General features: G+C 67.6%; 17 protein-coding genes. 10 read left to right on the top strand and 7 right to left on the bottom strand.

What is annotated here, in order from left to right; translation table 11 throughout:
* The first annotated feature begins 111 nt into the window (after positions 1-111).
* Positions 112-1,767, top strand: coding sequence for a SulP family inorganic anion transporter (locus BM133_RS21515; protein ID WP_093438116.1), 1,656 nt, complete (start codon positions 112-114; stop codon positions 1,765-1,767).
* Here BM133_RS21515 and BM133_RS21520 read toward each other — a convergent pair.
* Positions 1,764-2,240, bottom strand: coding sequence for an outer membrane protein assembly factor BamE (locus BM133_RS21520; RefSeq protein WP_093438273.1), 477 nt, complete (start codon positions 2,238-2,240; stop codon positions 1,764-1,766). The two genes, BM133_RS21515 and BM133_RS21520, sit on opposite strands and share 4 nt — an antisense overlap.
* Positions 2,241-2,309: 69 nt before the next feature.
* On the opposite strand from BM133_RS21520, the gene BM133_RS21525 reads away from it, so the two are divergent.
* The 7 genes from BM133_RS21525 to BM133_RS21555 all read left to right on the top strand — a co-directional run bounded on the left by BM133_RS21525 (position 2,310) and on the right by BM133_RS21555 (position 7,862).
* Positions 2,310-2,516 (top strand): DUF3460 family protein, encoded by a 207-nt coding sequence (locus BM133_RS21525; RefSeq protein ID WP_093438119.1) that lies wholly within the window; start codon positions 2,310-2,312, stop codon positions 2,514-2,516.
* A 71-nt stretch (positions 2,517-2,587) separates the two neighbouring features.
* Positions 2,588-3,424 carry a segregation and condensation protein A gene (locus tag BM133_RS21530; protein WP_093438120.1) on the top strand — a complete coding sequence of 279 codons (837 nt, stop codon included), beginning with the start codon at positions 2,588-2,590 and terminating at the stop codon, positions 3,422-3,424.
* A 22-nt stretch (positions 3,425-3,446) separates the two neighbouring features.
* Positions 3,447-5,027: an L-aspartate oxidase gene (nadB, locus tag BM133_RS21535; protein WP_093438122.1), complete on the top strand. Its 1,581-nt coding sequence runs from the start codon at positions 3,447-3,449 to the stop codon at positions 5,025-5,027.
* A gap of 73 nt (positions 5,028-5,100) precedes the next feature.
* Positions 5,101-5,991, top strand: coding sequence for a 3-methyl-2-oxobutanoate hydroxymethyltransferase (panB, locus tag BM133_RS21540; protein ID WP_093438124.1), 891 nt, complete (start codon positions 5,101-5,103; stop codon positions 5,989-5,991).
* Positions 5,992-6,011: 20 nt separating this feature from the next.
* Positions 6,012-6,851: a pantoate--beta-alanine ligase gene (gene panC, locus BM133_RS21545; protein ID WP_093438127.1), complete on the top strand. Its 840-nt coding sequence runs from the start codon at positions 6,012-6,014 to the stop codon at positions 6,849-6,851.
* Positions 6,848-7,486, top strand: a complete 639-nt coding sequence (queE, locus tag BM133_RS21550; protein ID WP_093438129.1) for a 7-carboxy-7-deazaguanine synthase — start codon at positions 6,848-6,850, stop codon at positions 7,484-7,486. The genes panC and queE overlap by 4 nt, the downstream gene beginning before the upstream one ends.
* A 13-nt stretch (positions 7,487-7,499) precedes the next feature.
* Positions 7,500-7,862 carry a 6-carboxytetrahydropterin synthase gene (locus BM133_RS21555; RefSeq protein ID WP_093438132.1) on the top strand — a complete coding sequence of 121 codons (363 nt, stop codon included), beginning with the start codon at positions 7,500-7,502 and terminating at the stop codon, positions 7,860-7,862.
* Positions 7,863-7,901: 39 nt separating this feature from the next.
* Here BM133_RS21555 and nadA read toward each other — a convergent pair whose 3' ends face one another.
* The 6 genes from nadA to BM133_RS21585 all read right to left on the bottom strand — a co-directional run bounded on the left by nadA (position 7,902) and on the right by BM133_RS21585 (position 12,251).
* On the bottom strand, positions 7,902-9,020 hold the full coding sequence (gene nadA / locus BM133_RS21560) for a quinolinate synthase NadA (RefSeq protein ID WP_093438134.1): 1,119 nt from the start codon (positions 9,018-9,020) through the stop codon (positions 7,902-7,904).
* 7 nt (positions 9,021-9,027) lie between these two features.
* The gene (gene nadC / locus BM133_RS21565; protein WP_093438137.1) at positions 9,028-9,906 is read right to left on the bottom strand and encodes a carboxylating nicotinate-nucleotide diphosphorylase; all 879 of its coding nucleotides are present in this window, start codon (positions 9,904-9,906) and stop codon (positions 9,028-9,030) included.
* Positions 9,907-9,926: 20 nt separating this feature from the next.
* Positions 9,927-10,967 (bottom strand): NAD(P)H-dependent glycerol-3-phosphate dehydrogenase, encoded by a 1,041-nt coding sequence (locus BM133_RS21570; RefSeq protein WP_093438139.1) that lies wholly within the window; start codon positions 10,965-10,967, stop codon positions 9,927-9,929.
* 25 nt (positions 10,968-10,992) lie between these two features.
* Positions 10,993-11,457 carry a protein-export chaperone SecB gene (secB, locus tag BM133_RS21575; protein WP_093438142.1) on the bottom strand — a complete coding sequence of 155 codons (465 nt, stop codon included), beginning with the start codon at positions 11,455-11,457 and terminating at the stop codon, positions 10,993-10,995.
* A gap of 118 nt (positions 11,458-11,575) precedes the next feature.
* Positions 11,576-11,836 (bottom strand): glutaredoxin 3, encoded by a 261-nt coding sequence (grxC, locus tag BM133_RS21580; RefSeq protein WP_093438145.1) that lies wholly within the window; start codon positions 11,834-11,836, stop codon positions 11,576-11,578.
* 31 nt (positions 11,837-11,867) lie between these two features.
* Complete coding sequence (locus BM133_RS21585) at positions 11,868-12,251, bottom strand: rhodanese-like domain-containing protein (protein WP_371286353.1); 384 nt, start codon at positions 12,249-12,251, stop codon at positions 11,868-11,870.
* A gap of 105 nt (positions 12,252-12,356) precedes the next feature.
* Here BM133_RS21585 and gpmA point away from each other — a divergent pair, with 105 nt between their 5' ends.
* On the top strand, positions 12,357-13,100 hold the full coding sequence (gpmA, locus tag BM133_RS21590) for a 2,3-diphosphoglycerate-dependent phosphoglycerate mutase (protein ID WP_093438150.1): 744 nt from the start codon (positions 12,357-12,359) through the stop codon (positions 13,098-13,100).
* A gap of 106 nt (positions 13,101-13,206) precedes the next feature.
* Entirely contained in the window at positions 13,207-14,649 is a 1,443-nt protein-coding gene (locus BM133_RS21595) for a S41 family peptidase (protein WP_093438276.1), read from the top strand.
* Positions 14,650-14,651 lie beyond the last annotated feature (2 nt).

A 14,651-nucleotide genomic window follows, 5' to 3' on the forward strand; every position in this document is an offset into this window, starting at 1 on the left:
AACTGTATCTTCATCCTTCGTTCTGGATAAGTTGATCGAAAGTACGCATGCCGGCCGATGGCCCTGCCGATGGCGCTCCCTGCGGGGCTCGCGAGCCACAATCGGCCACCCATGCCATCCCCGCTGAACCTCACCCGCTTTCGCCCGCGCCTGCTGGACGCGATGGCGGACTACAACCGGGAGCGTTTCTTCAAGGACCTGGGCGCGGGCGCGACGGTCGGCATCGTGGCGCTGCCGCTGGCCATGGCCTTCGCCATCGCCTCGGGGCTCAAGCCCGAGGCCGGCATCTGGACGGCGATCATCGCGGGCTTCCTGATCTCGCTCCTGGGCGGCTCGGCGGTGCAGATCGGCGGGCCGGCCGGCGCATTCATCGTGATCGTCTACGGCATCGTCGAGCGCTACGGCGTGGCGAACCTGCTGATTTCCACCGCCTGCGCCGGCGTGCTGCTGTTCGCGGCGGGGCTCTTCGGCCTCGGGCGGCTGGTGCGCTTCGTGCCGCTGTCGATCGTGGTGGGCTTCACCAACGGCATCGCGGTGCTGATCCTGCTGTCGCAACTGAAGGACCTGCTCGGGCTGTCGGTCGAAAAGATGCCGGCCGACGTGTTCTCGCAGCTGCATGCGATGGCGCTGCAGATCGGCACCTTCAACCCCCATGCCTTCGCGCTCGGCGCGGCCTGCGTGGCCGGGCTGGTGCTGTGGCCGCGGCTGCCTCGCCTGACGGCCCGCCTGGTGCCGCACCGCGCGATCCAGCGCGCGGTACAGATGGGCACGCGCGTGCCGGGGCCGATCGTCGCGCTGGTCACGCTCACGCTGGTGTCATGGGGTTTCGCGCTGCCGGTGGAGACCATCGGCACGCGCTTCGGCGGCATTCCCGAGGGCCTGCCCGGCTTCGCGCTGCCCGACTTCTCGTGGGAGACGGTCAAGCAACTGGTCACGCCGACGCTGACCATCGCGCTGCTCGGCGCCATCGAATCGCTGCTGTGCGCGCGCGTGGCCGACCAGGTGAGCGGCCAGCCGCGCCACGACCCGAACCAGGAGCTGATGGCACAGGGCATCGCGAACATCGTCACGCCCTTCTTCGGCGGCATGCCGGCCACCGGCACCATCGCGCGCACGGTGACCAACATCCGTTCGGGCGGCAGCTCGCCGGTCGCGGGCATCGTGCATGCGGTGACGCTGATGGTCGTGGTGCTGCTGGCCGCGCCGCTCGCGCGCCATGTGCCGCTCGCCGTGCTCGCAGGCATCCTGATCTTTGTCGGCCTGAACATGGGCGAGTGGCGCGAGTTCACGCCGGACCGGTTGCGGCACTTCAGCCGGCACTACCGGCTGCTGATGCTCGGCACGTTCTTTCTCACCGTGGTGTTCGACCTCACGGTGGCGGTGCAGGTGGGCATCGTGCTCGCATGCGCGCTTTTCATCCGGCGCATGAGCGGGCTCTTCAGCGTCGAGCTCGAGACGCTGCAGCCGCCGGTGCTCACCTACCGCATCTACGGCGCGCTGTTTTTCGGCGCCGCGGCCAAGCTCGACGAGGCGGTGAACGCGGCCGAGCGCGCGCCGCGCGGCATGACGGTGGTGCTCGACGCCACGCACCTCATCTACCTGGATGCCACCGGCATCGATGCGCTGCGCCAGCTGCACCGCGCGGTGCTGGCGCGCGACGGGGTGCTGCGGATCGAATCTCTTCAGCCGCAACCGCGCGAGGTGATCGAGCGCTCGGGGTTCGCAGAAGAGCTGGCGGCCGGTCGGCCGCACACGGCCGAAGGCTAGTTGGCTTCGGTCGCCCGGTCCGGCGACGAGCCGCTGCGCACGACGCGCTGGCCGTCGTTCAGCGTCGCGGTGAACACCATCGGCGAGTTCGGCGGCTGCACCCAGCGCCACTCCCATTCGGATTCGCGCTTGAGCGCATAGGGCGTGACCTTGGCGGGCTTGCCGAGCAGCTTGCGCAGGTCTTCCATCATCATGCCGGGCTGCACCTTGGCGAAGTTCTCGGGCGTGAGCACCTGGCGCAGCGCGCTCATCTTGCCGTCGCGGCCGATGGTGATCATGTAGTTCTTCTGGCCCTGGGGCTGGCGGTTGTATTCGAAGACGCGGCCGCCGTCCGGGGCGTCCCAGATGTTCTCGGGCTGGCCGAATCTGGTGCGCACGTCGGCTTCCGTGGCGACGCCTTCTTCAAGTTCGGCGATGCGCTGGTTGTCGCAGCCCGCCAGGCCGATCACCGCCGCCAGCAACGCCGTTGCCATGCCGATCTGCCACTGTTGCCGATGTCCCATGCCGTCCCCGGTAAAATTCGGTCTACAAAGGTCCAGTCTATGTCCATCTTCCGCCGCCCCCACTACTCTTCCGAGATCACCAATTTCATCGAGGAGATGAAAGAAAAGAAGCCGACGCTGGAGGCCGAACAGCGCGCCGGCCGTGCCCTCCTCTGGGACAAGCACCTGGACCGCGGCCTGCTCGAGGAATACGGCGAAGCCCGCGTGCCGATGCAGCCGTACGTCTACCAGACCCAAGTCAAGTAAATGGTGCCAATTCGGCATCCGTTGCCCGTCTGCATTGCGCCAACAGCTATTGAAATGATAGCGTTCGCCCGATGAGAAGAGACGAGGACAACGACACGCCGGTGATGGCGATGCCCGAGGTGGTCGACCAGGTCGCGCTCGCCAGGCTCTATGGCGAGCCGCTGTTCGCGATGCCCAAGGACCTGTACATCCCGCCCGAGGCGTTGCAGGTGTTCCTGGAGGCCTTCGAGGGCCCGTTGGACTTGCTGCTGTACCTGATCAGGAAGCAGAACTTCAACATCCTGGACATTCCGATGGCGGGCTTGACGCGCCAGTACCTGAGCTACGTCGACGAGATCCGCCAGACCAACCTCGAACTCGCGGCCGAATACCTGCTGATGGCCGCGATGCTGATCGAGATCAAGTCGCGCATGCTGCTGCCGCCCAAGAAGGTGGCCGAGGGCGAAGAGGCCGAAGACCCGCGCGCCGAGCTCGTGCGCCGCCTGCTCGAATACGAGCAGACCAAGCTGCAGGCCGCCGCCATCAGCGCGATGCCGACCTACGGCCGCGACTTCTGGAAGGGGCAGGTCTACATCGAGCAGTCGCTCAAGCCGCGCTTTCCCGAGGTGAACGTGATCGACCTGCGCGATGCGTGGGCCGACATCATGAAGCGCGCCAAGCTCGTGCAGCACCACAAGATCTCGCGCGAAGAACTCAACGTGCGCGAGCACATGAGCATCGTGCTGCGCCACCTGCAGGGCCAGCGCTTCGTGGAGTTCGAGAAACTCTTCGACGTGTCGCGCGGCGCGCCCGTGCTGATCGTCACCTTCATCGCGATGCTCGAGCTCGCGAAGGAAACGCTGATCGACATCACGCAGGCGGAAGCCTTCGCGCCGATCTACGTGCGCCTGGCGTATTCGCCGGCCTGACCCCGGCACCGAGGATCCCGCCGTGCTCGATTTCGACGTCCTCATCGTCGGCAGCGGCCTCGCAGGCCTCTCCGCCGCGCTGCACCTGGCGCCCACGCACCGCGTGGCCGTGCTCACCAAGCGCGCGCTGAACGACGGCTCCAGCGCCTGGGCGCAGGGCGGCATTGCCGCGGTGCTGGCCGCGGGCGACAGTTTCGATGCCCACGTGGAAGACACGCTGGTCGCCGGCGCGGGCCTGTGCGACCCCGAGGCGACGCGCTTCGTCGTCGAGCACGCGCCCGAGGCCATCGGCTGGCTGCGCGAGCTGGGCGTGCCGTTCTCCGAAGAAGGCGGCGGCCTGCACCTGACACGCGAGGGCGGCCACAGCCAGCGCCGCATCGTGCATGTGACCGACGCCACCGGCGCGGCGGTGCAGCAGGTGCTGATCGAACGGGTGCGCCGCACGCCGAACATCACGCTCTTCGAGCACCACACGCTGGTCGACCTGGTGACGGGCACCAAGCTCGGACTGAAAGATCCGGCCTGCGTGGGCCTCTACGCGCTGGACGACGCGACCGACGAGGTGCTGGCCTTCCGCGCGTCGCACACCATCCTGGCGACGGGCGGCGCGGGCAAGGTCTACCTGTACACGACGAACCCCGACACGGCGACAGGCGACGGCATTGCCGCGGCATGGCGCGCGGGCTGCCGGGTGTCGAACATGGAGTTCATCCAGTTCCACCCGACGTGCCTCTATCACCCGCATGCCAAGTCGTTCCTGATCAGCGAGGCGGTGCGCGGTGAAGGCGGCCTGCTCAAGCTGCCTGAATCGGCAGGAGGCACGCGCTTCATGCCCAGGCACGACGAACGCGCCGAACTCGCGCCGCGCGACGTGGTGGCCCGCGCCATCGACTTCGAGATGAAGAAGCACGGCCTGGACTGCGTGTACCTGGACATCTCGCACCAACCCGCGGCGTTCCTGAAGGAACATTTCCCCAACATCCTCGCGCGCTGCGCGGAGCTGGGCATCGACATCACGCGCGAACCGATTCCCGTGGTGCCGGCCGCGCACTACACCTGCGGCGGCGTGCTCAGCGACCTCGCCGGTCGCACCGACGTGCCGGGCCTCTACGCCATCGGCGAGACCGCCTGCACGGGCCTGCACGGCGCCAACCGCCTGGCCAGCAATTCGCTGGTCGAGTGCATGGTGTTCGCGCGCGCCGCCGCGGCGGCCATCGTCGAAGCGCCCGTGCATGAAAGCGCCGACCTGCCCGCCTGGGACGACAGCCGCGTCACCGATGCCGACGAAGCCGTCGTCATCTCGCACAACTGGGACGAACTGCGCCGCTTCATGTGGGACTACGTGGGCATCGTTCGCACCAACAAGCGGCTGGAGCGCGCGAGCCATCGCATCGCGCTGCTGCAGGCCGAGATCCAGGAGTTCTATGCGAACTTCCACGTCACGCGCGACCTGCTCGAACTGCGCAACCTGGTGCAGGTGGCCGAGCTGATCGTGCGCTCCGCGCAGGCCCGCCACGAGAGCCGCGGGCTGCATTTCAGCCGCGACTATCCAACGCTGGCCGAGCCGACTGCACCGACCGTCCTGGTGCCGCCGGCCGGCTGACCGCCCCACCCGTTTTCATCTTTCGCCACCCAAGGATGCCCGGCCACCGACGCCCGCAGGGAGAAACCCAACCATGTCGAACACCACCGCCCCCACCGAGACGCCGCCGGCATCGCCCTACGGCACGCTGCCACCCGCCTCGCCGATCGCCTCGCGCAAGCCCGTGAGCCTGCCGCGCCTGGCCGACATGCACGCGCGCGGCGAGAAGATCTCGATGCTCACCGCCTACGACGCCACCTTCGCGGCCATGGCCGATGCGGCGGGTGTCGATTGCCTCCTGGTCGGCGATTCGCTGGGCATGGTGTGCCAGGGCCTTGCCAGCACCGTGGGCGTGAGCCTGGAGACCATGCGCTATCACACCGACAGCGTCTCGCGGGGCCTGCGCCGCGTGCAGGGCACGGCCTGGCTGATCGCCGACCTGCCCTTCGGCAGCTACCAGGAGTCGCGCGAGCAGGCGCTCGCCAGCGCCACGGTGCTGATGCAGGCGGGCGCGCACATGGTCAAGCTCGAAGGCGGCGGCTGGACGACCGAGACGGTGCGCTTCCTGGTCGAGCGCGGCATTGCGGTGTGCGCCCACCTGGGCCTGACGCCGCAGACCGTGCATGCACTCGGCGGCTACCGGGTGCAGGGCAAGGGTGACGCGGGCGCACTCCTGAAGCAACATGCGCATGCATTGCAGGACGCAGGCGCCACGATGCTGGTGCTCGAAATGGTGCCGGCTGCCCTGGCCGCCGAGCTCACCACAGAGCTGAAGCACTGCGCCACCATCGGCATCGGCGCGGGCAAGGCCACCGCCGGCCAGGTGCTGGTGTTGCACGACATGCTGGGCATCAACCTCGGAAAGATGCCGAAGTTCGTGCGCAACTTCATGGCCGATTCCTCGAGCATCGCCGAGGCCCTCGCGGCCTATGTGCACGCGGTGAAGGACGGCAGCTTTCCCGACGATCGACTCCACGCCTGGTAAGAAAAAAAGGGACCGACTCCATGTACATCGCACACACCATCGCCGAGCTGCGCGACCATCTCTCGGCTTTCAAGCGCCCCGCGTTCGTCCCGACCATGGGCAACCTGCACGACGGGCACATCGCGCTCATCACGCAAGCCAGGCCGCTGGGTGACGCGACGGTGGCGAGCATCTTCGTCAACCGCCTGCAATTCCTGCCGCACGAGGACTTCGACACCTACCCGCGCACCTGGGAGAGCGATTGCGCCAAGCTGCGCGATGCCGGCTGCGACGTGCTGTTCGCGCCCAACGAAAAAGAGCTCTACCCCGAACCGCAGACCTGCAAGGTGCACCCCGACCCGGCGCTGGCCGATGTCCTCGAAGGGCACTTTCGCCCCGGCTTCTTCATCGGCGTGTGCACGGTGGTGATGAAGCTCTTCACCTGCGTGCAACCGCGCGTGGCCGTGTTCGGCAAGAAGGACTACCAGCAGCTGATGATGATCCGCCACATGGTGCGGCAGTTCGCGCTGCCCATCGAGATCGTGGGCAGCGAGACCTTCCGCGCGGACGACGGGCTGGCGCTGTCGTCGCGCAACGGCTACCTGAGCGAGGCCGAGCGCGCGGAAGCCGTGCACCTGTCGAAGGCGCTGAAGGCGATGGCCGCCGCCGTGCAATCCGGCGAGCGCGATGTGGCCGCGATCCAAGCGCGGGCAATGAAGACGCTGACGGAGCGCGGCTGGCAACCGGACTATCTTGTGCTGCGGCGCCGCGCCGACCTGCAGGCGCCGTCGACTGGCGAGCCGCTGGTGGCGCTCGCTGCGGCGCGCCTGGGCAACACGCGGCTTATCGACAACCTCGAAATCGCCCCCCTCGCCCCATGACTTACAGCGTCAAGGAAATCTTCTACACACTGCAAGGCGAAGGCGGCCAGGCGGGCATGCCGGCCGTGTTCTGCCGCTTCGCGGGCTGCAATCTCTGGACGGGCCGCGAGGAAGACCGCGCCAGTGCCGTCTGCCGTTTCTGCGACACCGATTTCGTGGGCACCGACGGCACGCTCGGCGGCAAGTTCAAGAGCGCCGACCAGCTCGCCGACACCATCGCCGCGCAATGGCCCGCCAACGATGCCGAGCACCGGCTGGTGGTGCTGACCGGTGGCGAGCCGCTCTTGCAGGTGGACGCGGCGCTGGTCGATGCGCTGCATGCGCGGCGCTTTCGCATCGCGGTCGAGAGCAACGGCACGGTCGCGGCGCCCGAAGGCATCGACTGGCTCTGCATCAGCCCCAAGGCCGGCGCGCCGTGGGTGCAGCAGCGCGGGCAGGAGCTCAAGCTGGTGTGGCCGCAGACCGCGTTCGACCTCGACACGATGGCGCGCACCGGCGAATTCACGCACCGTTTCCTGCAACCCATGGACGGCCCCGACCGCGTGGCCAATACCGAACTCTGCATCGCCGAATGCATGCGCCAGCCCGCCTGGCGCCTGAGCGTGCAGACCCACAAGATCACAGGCATCCGATAGCTGCCCGCCTTTTATGCGCTTCACCATCAGCCAACGCTTTTTCTTCGACGCCGCCCACACGCTGAAACGCGACATCGAGGTGGAAGGCAGCCGCCGTATCCACGGCCATACGTACCACGCCGAAGTCTGGCTCGCGGGGGAGCGCGATCCTGTGACGGGGATGGTGATCGACCTGGGGTTGCTGCGCCGGCGGCTCGAAGACGTGCGCGAGCTGCTGGACCATCACCTGCTGGACGACGTGGCGGGGCTGCATCCGCCGACGCTTGAGAACCTTTGCGTGTTCATTGCGGACGCACTGCCGGAATTCCGGGCGTCGCTCGCGCGGGTGCGTGTCTGGCGCGAAGCGCTGGGTGACAGCTGCACGCTGGAGTTCTAGGCTTTGCTCTCTCTCCCCTTGGGGAGAAGAGACATCACTTCAGGCGGCGCCGATGCCGGCGATCAGGCTTCCGGGCGGCTGACCATTCTTGAGACCAGCGGTGAACGCCAGCATGCGATCGATCGGCAGCCGCGCGCGCAGGCCCAGCGCCGGGTCGACATGGATTTCGCCGGCCCCCGTCTCCAACGCATTCGCCAGCTCCACCAGCCCGTTCATCGCCATCCACGGGCAATGCGCGCAGCTCTTGCACGTGCCGCCGTTGCCGGCCGTGGGTGCCTCGATGAAGGTCTTGCCGGGGTTCAGCGTGCGCAGCTTGTGCAACATGCCGGTGTCGGTGGCGACGATGAACTCCCTCGCGTCCATGCGCTGCGCGGCGTTCAGGATCGCCGAGGTCGAACCGACCGCATCGGCCAGCGCGATCACGTCGGCCGGCGACTCCGGATGCACCAGCACCTTTGCCGACGGGTGCGCCTTGATGAGCAGTTCGAGCTCCAGTGCCTTGAACTCGTCGTGCACGATGCAGGCGCCGTTCCAGCTGACCATGTCGGCGCCGGTCTGGCGCTGGATGTAGTCGCCCAGGTGGCGGTCGGGGCCCCAGAGAATCTTGCGACCCTGCGCATGCAGCGCGCCCACCACGTCCAGCGCGCAGCTCGATGTGACGAGCCAGTCGGCGCGCGCCTTCACGGCCGCGCTGGTGTTGGCGTAGACGACCACGGTGCGGTCGGGGTGCTGGTCGCAGAACGCGCTGAATTCGTCGACCGGGCAGCCCAGGTCGAGCGAGCAGTTCGCGTCCAGGTCGGGCATCAGCACGCGTTTCTCGGGCGAGAGGATCTTGGAGGTCTCGCCCATGAAGCGCACGCCCGACACCACCAGCGTGGTCGCTGCGTGGTCACGGCCGAAGCGCGCCATCTCGAGCGAATCGCTCACGATGCCGCCGGTTTCCTCTGCCAGGTCCTGCAGGTCGGGATGCACGTAGAAGTGCGACACCATCACGGCGTTGCGCTCCCGCAGCAGGCGGCGGATGCGCTCCTTCAGGGCGACGCGCTGGTCCGGCGAGGGCTCGGCCGGCACGCGTGCCCAGGCGTGGCGGGTGTCGCAGACGGCGCCTGCCCTCGCTGCGGGTTGCTCGTAGTCGACATCGATGACCGGGGACGACATGGGCGGATCAGCTTTCCTGGAAACGCATCGAGAAATCAATGGCCTTGACGTCCTTGGTCAACGCGCCGACCGAGATGCGGTCTACACCGGTCTCGGCCAAGGCGCGGAGGCCCTCGAGCGTGACGCCGCCCGAGATCTCCAGCACGGCCTTGCGGTCGTCGCCCGCCTCGTCGTTGATGCGGACGGCCTCGCGCAGCGTGGGCAGGTCCATGTTGTCGAGCAGCACCATGCGCGCGCCGGCGCCAAGCGCTTCGCGCAACTGGGCCAGCGTCTCGACCTCGACTTCGACGAAGGCGGCGCGATCGGCCACCGGCGCCACCGCGCGCAGGGCTGCGGCGACGCCGCCGGCTGCGGCGATATGGTTTTCCTTGATGAGCACCGCGTCGTAGAGGCCGATGCGGTGGTTGAGGCCACCGCCCGTGCGCACCGCGTACTTCTGCGCAAGGCGAAGGCCGGGCAGCGTCTTGCGGGTGTCGACGATGCGGGCGCGCGTGCCCTCTACGGCGTCGGCATACAGGGCGGTCTTGGTGGCAACGGCGCTCAGCAGTTGCAGGAAGTTGAGCGAGGTGCGCTCGGCCGTCAGCAGCGCGCGGGCGGTGCCTTCGATTTCCAGCACCGTCTGGTCGGCCGCGCAGCGTTCGCCTTCGGCGCAGAGCCAGGTGATGCGCACCTGCGGATCGAGTTGCCGAAGCGTCGCTTCGACCCAGGGCGCGCCGCACACCACGGCGGCTTCGCGCGCCAGCACGCGGGCGCGGGCCTTGCGGGCGGGATCGACCAGCGAGGCGGTGAGGTCGCCGTCGGCGACGTCTTCCTGCAATGCACGGGTGGCATCGGCGAGGGCCAGCGCGGCCACGGCCGACGCTGAAAAATCGAAGCGAAGGCTCATGGCACTTTGTCTCTGCGTTTTTAAGAAGATTGACGAGGGGAAGCCGCTGCACCGGACGGGACCGCGACCGATTCCGGCACCGGGTCGCGGCCCGTGAGCGCGGCGACCGCGTCCTGGGGGCTCACGCGGCCGTCGAGCAGCGCGACCACGCCCTCGGCGATGGGCATCTCGAGCCCCAGGCCCCGGGCGCGCTGCACCACGGTGCGCGCGCAGTACACGCCTTCGGCCACGTGGCCCAGCGAATCGACCGCCTGCGCCAGCGTGCGGCCCTGGGCCAGCAGCAGGCCGACCTTGCGGTTGCGCGACAGGTCGCCGGTGGAAGTCAGCACGAGGTCGCCAAGGCCCGAAAGGCCCATGAAGGTTTCCGCGCGGGCGCCGAGCGCAAGGCCGAAGCGGGTCATTTCGGCGAGCCCGCGGGTGATGAGCGCGGCGCGCGCGTTGAGCCCCAGCGCCAGGCCGTCGCACAGGCCCGTGGCGATGGCCAGCACGTTCTTGACCGCCCCGCCGACCTCGACGCCGACGATGTCCTCGTTGGCGTAGACACGCAGGGCCGGTCCGTGGAAGGCGTCGACCAGCGCATCGCGCACCGCCGCATGCGGGCTGGCGGCGACCAGCGCGGTCGGACGGCCTTCGGCGACTTCCTGCGCGAAGCTCGGGCCGCTGAGTACGCCAGCCATCAAGTCGGGAGCGACCTGCCCCCATATTTCGTGGGCGAGCAGGCCGAAGGATGTGGCATCGAGCGCGGGCTCGACGCCCTTGCACAGCCATGCCACCGGCGCAGTGCAGCCGCGCAGGGCGACGAGCTGTTCGCGCAGGGCCGCCATCGGCGTGGCCACGATGACGAGGTCGGCGCCGGCATGGGCCTGGCCGATATCGCCCGCCCGCACGGCGAGCGAGGCCGGCAGCGCCAGCCCCGGCAGGTAGCGGGTGTTCTGGCGCGCCTTCGCGATGGCATCGGCCTGGGCGGCGTCGCGCGCCCAGAGCGTGACCTCGTGGCGGGCAGCCGCGTTGACAGCCACTGCCGTGCCCCAGGCACCGGCGCCATGAACGCAGATCTTCATCGGCGTTGGCGGCAGTTGTGCAGGCTTACTGCGCGAGCGTCGGCGCAGGCTGGCCGGCGGCCTGTGCCTGCTGCTGCTCGTACATCGCCTGGAAGTTGATTTCGGCCAGGTGCACGGGCGGGAAGCCGCCGCGCTGGATCACGTCGGCCACGTTGCCGCGCAGGTACGGGTAGACGATCTGCGGGCAGGCGATGCCCAGGATGGCGCCCATCTGGTCTTCGGGCAGGTTGCGGATTTCGAAGATGCCGGCTTGCTTGGCTTCGACCAGGAACACGGTCTTGTCCTGGATCTTGGTCTGCACGGTGGCCGAGACGGTGATCTCGAAGATGCCTTCGGCCACGGGCTGGGCGTCCACGCCGAGCTGGATGTCGACGGTGGGTTGTTCCTGCTCCAGCAGGATCGCGGGCGAATTGGGTTGTTCGAGCGACAGGTCCTTGAGGTAGACGCGCTGGATCTGGAACACGGGATCTTGGGCTTGCTGGTCGGCCATGGCTGAACTTTCGAGGATCAAAACAATGCCCGCCGGGGAGAGGTTCCCGCAGCGGGCTGCAGATGGATGAGCAGACGATTATCGCCCGGTCACAAGACGGTTCCTGGCGCTTTGTGTTTCAGGCGCCTTGCAACAGCGGAACCAGGCCGCCGCGGCTGTCCAGGGCCATCAGGTCGTCGCAACCGCCCACGTGGGTGTCGCCGATGAAGATCTGCGGCACCGTGCGGCGCTGGGTGATCTCCATCATGGTGTTGCGGGCCTCGGGGTCGCTGTCGATGCGGATCTCTTCGATCTGCTCGACGCCCTTGGACTTGAGGATTTGCTTCGCACGCGTGCAGTAGGGGCAAACGGCGGTGGTGTACATCTTGACTGCTTGCATACGCTCTATCTCGGGGAAGTTCGGGGAGATTTCAGGCCTTTTCAACCGGCAGATTAGCGTCTTTCCAGGCCTTGAGTCCGCCGGCAACCGCTTGGGCCTGCTCGTAGCCGAGTTTCTTGGCCATGGCGACGGCGCGCTGGGCGCGGGCGCCGGTGGCGCACACCAGGAGGAGCGGCACGTTCTTGTTCTTGACCGTGCTGGCGAGCTTTTCGTCGAGCTGGTTCAGGGGCACGTTCTTGGCGCCGATCATGTGGCCGGTGGCGAATTCTTCGGGTTCGCGCACGTCGACCAGCACGGCGCGCTCGCGGTTGATGAGCTGCACGGCGCCCTGGGCCGTGAGCGTCCCGCCGCCAGAACCCCGGACCAGCGGCCAGGCCAGCATGCCGCCCGAGCTGAGTGCGATCAGGATCAGCATCCAGTTCGCGGTGACGAATTCGATCAATTTCACGGGGGTTCCTTGGATGGCAAACCCGGGATTTTAGAATGCTGGTTTTCCCAAGCGCTTCCAAAGGCCTCCCACATGCACAAACTGGTACTGATCCGCCACGGCGAATCGACCTGGAACCTCGAAAACCGCTTCACCGGCTGGACCGACGTCGACCTGACCGAGACCGGCGTGGAACAGGCCAAGCAGGCCGGCCGGCTGCTCAAGGCCGAGGGCTACGACTTCGACGTGGCCTACACCAGCGTCCTGAAGCGCGCCACGCGCACCCTCTGGCACACGCTGGACGAACTCGATCGCACCTGGCTGCCCGTGGTGCACTCCTGGCGCCTGAACGAGCGCCACTACGGCGGCCTGCAGGGCCTGAACAAGGCGGAAACCGCCAAGAAGTACGGCGACGAGCAGGTGCTGGTCTGGCGCCGCAGCTACAACACCCCGCCCCCGCCGCTGGAAGCGGACGACCCGCGCAGCGAACGCAGCGACGTGCGCTATGCCAAGCTCTCGCCCGAGCAGATCCCGCTGACCGAGTGCCTCAAGGACACGGTGGCGCGCGTGCTGCCGTTCTGGAACGAATCGATGGCGCCGGCCATCCGCACCGGGCGCCGCCTGGTCGTGGCGGCCCACGGCAACTCGATCCGGGCGCTAGTGAAGTACCTGGACGGCATCTCGGACGACGCCATCGTCGGGCTGAACATCCCGAACGGGATCCCGCTGGTCTACGAACTGGACGACGATCTCAAGCCCCTGCGCCACTACTACCTGGGCGATGCCGCAGCCGCCGAAAAGGCCGCCGCCGCGGTGGCCTCGCAAGGCAAGGGCTGAAAAGAAAACCCCCGCGTGCCGGTCCCCCCGTGGAACCCCGGCAAACAAATTGCTTCCAAGCTGTGTATATTGGTTCGACAGCCGCCGACAAGGACAACCACTCATGATGGGCCAGAAACTGAAGATCACCGGCTGGGTCGCCGCCGGCGCCGTAGCTGGCGTCCTGACCACCGTCTCCCTGCAGACGGTCGCACGCGGATCGCTTGCGCCGCTCCCGCTCGAGGAATTGCAGCAGCTCGCTGCCGTGTTCGGCATGGTCAAGAGTGACTATGTCGAGCCGGTCGACGAGAAAAAGCTCATTTCCGACGCCATTTCCGGCATGGTCGCCGGGCTCGACCCGCATTCCCAGTACTTCGACAAGAAGTCCTTCAAGGAATTCAGGGAAGGCACGACCGGCCGCTTCGTCGGCGTCGGCATCGAGATTTCCCAGGAAGACGGGCTCATCAAGGTCGTGTCGCCCATCGAGGGCTCGCCGGCCTTCCGTGCCGGCCTGAAGCCGAACGACCTGATCACCAAGATCGACGACACGGCCGTGCGGGGCCTCTCGCTCAACGAAGCCGTCAAGCGCATGCGCGGCGAGGCCAACACCAAGGTGCTGCTCACCATCTTCCGCAAGGACGAGAGCCGCACCTTCCCGGTCACGATCACGCGCGAAGAGATCCGTACCCAGTCGGTGCGCGGCAAGATCATGGAGCCGGGCTACGGCTGGATCCGCCTGTCGCAATTCCAGGAACGCACGGTCGACGACTTCGTGAAGAAGGTCGAAGACCTGTACAAGGAAGACCCGAACCTCAAGGGCCTGGTGCTCGACCTGCGCAACGACCCGGGCGGCCTGCTCGACGCGGCGGTGGCGGTGTCCTCGGCCTTCCTGCCCGAGAACGTGACGGTGGTGACCACCGACGGCCAGCTTGCCGAAAGCAAGTCGATCTACAAGGCAGCGCCCGAGTTCTACCAGCGCCGCTCCGGCAGCGACCCGCTGCGCAACCTGCCTGCCGCCCTGAAGAACGTTCCGCTGGTGGTGCTGGTGAACGAAGGCTCGGCCTCCGCCAGCGAAATCGTGGCCGGCGCGCTGCAGGACCACAAGCGCGCGATCGTCATGGGCAGCCAGACCTTCGGCAAGGGCTCGGTGCAGACGGTGCGCCCGCTCGGCCCGGACACGGGCCTCAAGATCACCACGGCGCGCTACTACACGCCCAGCGGCACCTCGATCCAGGCCAAGGGCATCGTGCCCAACGTGCTGGTCGACGAAAGCGCCGAGGGCAGCCCGTTCGCAGCCCTTCGTATGCGCGAGGCCGACCTCGAGAAGCACCTGGCCAGCGGCCAGGGTCCGGAAACCAAGGACCCGGAACGCGAAAAGGCCCGCGACGAAGCCCGCAAGCGCCTCGAGGAAGAAGCCAAGAAGCCGCCGCAGGACCGCAAGGCGCCCGAGTTCGGCACCGACAAGGACTTCCCGCTGGTGCAGGCACTCAACCGCCTCAAGGGCCAGCCTGTGCTCGTGAGCAAGACGCAGATCATTGTCGAGAACAAGGACGAGAAAAAGGAAAACTGAGC

The sequence above is a fragment of the Variovorax sp. 770b2 genome (assembly GCF_900115685.1).
GTDB lineage: Bacteria > Pseudomonadota > Gammaproteobacteria > Burkholderiales > Burkholderiaceae_C > Variovorax.

Excerpts from the sequence above, each read along its gene's own strand:
- BM133_RS21515 (WP_093438116.1), top strand. The coding sequence starts at position 112 with ATGCCATCCCCGCTGAACCTCACCCGCTTTCGCCCGCGCCTGCTGGAC.
- BM133_RS21520 (WP_093438273.1), bottom strand. The coding sequence starts at position 2,240 with ATGGCAACGGCGTTGCTGGCGGCGGTGATCGGCCTGGCGGGCTGCGAC.
- BM133_RS21525 (WP_093438119.1), top strand. The coding sequence starts at position 2,310 with ATGTCCATCTTCCGCCGCCCCCACTACTCTTCCGAGATCACCAATTTC.
- BM133_RS21530 (WP_093438120.1), top strand. The coding sequence starts at position 2,588 with ATGAGAAGAGACGAGGACAACGACACGCCGGTGATGGCGATGCCCGAG.
- panB (WP_093438124.1), top strand. The coding sequence starts at position 5,101 with ATGTCGAACACCACCGCCCCCACCGAGACGCCGCCGGCATCGCCCTAC.
- panC (WP_093438127.1), top strand. The coding sequence starts at position 6,012 with ATGTACATCGCACACACCATCGCCGAGCTGCGCGACCATCTCTCGGCT.
- queE (WP_093438129.1), top strand. The coding sequence starts at position 6,848 with ATGACTTACAGCGTCAAGGAAATCTTCTACACACTGCAAGGCGAAGGC.
- BM133_RS21555 (WP_093438132.1), top strand. The coding sequence starts at position 7,500 with ATGCGCTTCACCATCAGCCAACGCTTTTTCTTCGACGCCGCCCACACG.
- nadA (WP_093438134.1), bottom strand. The coding sequence starts at position 9,020 with ATGTCGTCCCCGGTCATCGATGTCGACTACGAGCAACCCGCAGCGAGG.
- nadC (WP_093438137.1), bottom strand. The coding sequence starts at position 9,906 with ATGAGCCTTCGCTTCGATTTTTCAGCGTCGGCCGTGGCCGCGCTGGCC.
- BM133_RS21570 (WP_093438139.1), bottom strand. The coding sequence starts at position 10,967 with ATGAAGATCTGCGTTCATGGCGCCGGTGCCTGGGGCACGGCAGTGGCT.
- secB (WP_093438142.1), bottom strand. The coding sequence starts at position 11,457 with ATGGCCGACCAGCAAGCCCAAGATCCCGTGTTCCAGATCCAGCGCGTC.
- grxC (WP_093438145.1), bottom strand. The coding sequence starts at position 11,836 with ATGCAAGCAGTCAAGATGTACACCACCGCCGTTTGCCCCTACTGCACG.
- BM133_RS21585 (WP_371286353.1), bottom strand. The coding sequence starts at position 12,251 with ATGCTGATCCTGATCGCACTCAGCTCGGGCGGCATGCTGGCCTGGCCG.
- gpmA (WP_093438150.1), top strand. The coding sequence starts at position 12,357 with ATGCACAAACTGGTACTGATCCGCCACGGCGAATCGACCTGGAACCTC.
- BM133_RS21595 (WP_093438276.1), top strand. The coding sequence starts at position 13,207 with ATGGGCCAGAAACTGAAGATCACCGGCTGGGTCGCCGCCGGCGCCGTA.